The sequence below is a fragment of the Streptomyces sp. UH6 genome (assembly GCF_013421635.1).
GTDB classification, from domain to species: Bacteria; Actinomycetota; Actinomycetes; order Streptomycetales; family Streptomycetaceae; genus Streptomyces; species Streptomyces abyssomicinicus.
The window spans coordinates 1-2,249 of the sequence record NZ_JACADT010000931.1; the positions used below are offsets into that span (position 1 = coordinate 1).

Below are 2,249 nucleotides of genomic sequence, written 5' to 3' on the forward strand. Positions count from 1 at the left end.
CCCGGCGAACGGGCTCCTGCTCGGGCGCCTGCTCGAGGACGACGTGGGCGTTGGTGCCGCTGACGCCGAAGGAGGAGACGGCGCCGCGGCGCGGCCGGCCGGTCTCGGGCCAGTCGTGGTTCTCGGTGAGCACTTCCACCGCACCCGCCGACCAGTCGACGTGGCTGGTCGGCCGGTCGACGTGGAGGGTCCTGGGCAGCACGCCCTCACGCATGGCCATGACCATCTTGATGATCCCGGCGACGCCGGCCGCGGCCTGGGCGTGGCCGATGTTGCTCTTGATGGAGCCCAGCAGCAGCGGCCGGTCCTCGGGCCGGTCCTGCCCGTAGGTCGCGAGCAGGGCCTGCGCCTCGATGGGGTCGCCCAGCTTGGTTCCGGTGCCGTGCGCCTCGACGGCGTCGACGTCGGCGGTGGTCAGGCCCGCGTCGGCGAGGGCGGCGCGGATGACGCGCTGCTGCGACGGGCCGTTCGGCGCGGTGAGGCCGTTGCTGGCGCCGTCCTGGTTGATCGCCGTGCCCCGCACCACGGCCAGCACCTCGTGGCCGTTGCGGAGGGCGTCCGACAGACGCTCGACCAGCAGCACGCCGACGCCCTCGGACCAGCCGGTGCCGTCGGCGGCGTCGGCGAAGGCCTTGCAGCGGCCGTCGGCGGCGAAGCCGCCCTGGCCGCTGAGGCCGGCGAAGGCGGCGGGGGTCGCCATCACCATGGCGCCTCCGGCGAGGGCCATGGTGCATTCGCCGTTGCGCAGCGCCTGGGCGGCGAGGTGCAGGGCGACGAGGGAGGAGGAGCAGGCGGTGTCGACGGTGACGGCCGGGCCCTCGAGGCCGAAGGCGTAGGAGACGCGGCCGGAGACGACGCTGGCGGAGATGCCGGTGAGGAGGTAGCCCTCGTTGCCCTCGGAGGCGTTGAGGAGCGCCGAGTAGTCCTGGCCGCTGGAGCCGGTGAAGACGCCGACCCGGGAGCCCTTGACCGACGCCGGGTCGATGCCGGCGCGTTCGAAGACCTCCCAGGAGGTCTCCAGCAGCAGGCGCTGCTGCGGGTCCATCGCCAGGGCCTCGCGCGGCGAGATGCCGAAGAAGGCAGGGTCGAAGCCGCCCGGGTCGGTGACGAACCCGCCGAGCAGGTCGAGGGAGCCGTCCTGGCCGGGTTCCATGCCGGGGAGGGCGGTGATGCGCCAGCCCCGGTCGGTGGGGACGGGGCCCATGGCGTCGCGGCCGTCGAGGACCAGCTGCCACAGGTCCTCGGGCGACCGGACGTCTCCGGGCAGCCGGCAGCTCATGCCGACGATGGCGATCGGGTCGTCGTCGTCGCGGTCCTTGGAGACGGCCGCGGCCTCGGTGAAGTCGGGCCGGCCGAGGAGTTCGGCGCACAGGTGCTCGGCGAGCGCGGCCGGGGTGGGGAAGTCGAAGACGAGGGTGGCGGGCAGGCGGGTCTCGGTCACCAGGCTCAGCCGGTTGCGCATCTCGACCGCGGTGAGCGAGTCGAAGCCGAGGTCGCTGAAGGCCCGCTGGGGCTGGATCTCGCTGCCGGAGCGGTGGCCGAGCACGCCGGCCGCGGCGTCGCGGACGACGTCGAGGACGAAGCCGGTGCGGTCCTCCTCGGGCAGCTGGGCCAGGCGGCGTGCCAGGGAGGAGGCGGCGGTGGTCTCCGCCGAGGCGGCGGGACGGGCGGCGGGGCGGATCAGGCCGCGCAGCATCGGAGGGATGGCCTCGAGGGGCACGTCGGCGCGGGTCGGCAGGTCGATGTGGGCGGCGACGACGACGGGTTCGGGCCGTGCGGTCGCGGCGTCGAACAGGGCGAGGCCGTCCTCGGCGGACATGGCGGTCACGCCGGCCCGGTCGATGCGCTGCAGGTGCGAGTCGTCGAGGTCGGCGGCGAGGCCGCTCCGGTCGGCCCACAGTCCCCAGGCGAGGGCGACGGCGGGCAGGCCGTGGTCGCGGCGGTGGGTGGCGAGGGCGTCCAGGAACAGGTTGGCGGCCGCGTAGTTGCCCTGGCCGGGGCCGCCGAGGGTGGCGGCGAGGGAGGAGAACAGGACGAAGGAGTCGAGCGCCAGGTCCTGGGTGAGTTCGTGCAGGTGCGCGGCGGCGTCCAGCTTGGGGGCGAGGACGTGGTCGACGCGCTCGGGGGTGAGGGCGGTGAGGACGCCGTCGTCGGAGAGGGCGGCGGCGTGGATGACGGAGGTGAGGGGGTGCTCGGCGGGGACGGCGGCGACGACGCGGGCGAGGGCGTCGCGGTCACCGGCGTCGGCG

The 2,249-nt window shown here is 75.1% G+C and carries 1 protein-coding gene; it reads right to left on the reverse strand.

Annotation, left to right across the window (positions count from 1 at the left end; all coding sequences use genetic code 11):
- A partial coding sequence (locus HW445_RS27690) for a type I polyketide synthase (RefSeq protein ID WP_180223604.1) occupies positions 1-2,249 on the reverse strand: 2,249 nt, incomplete at both ends.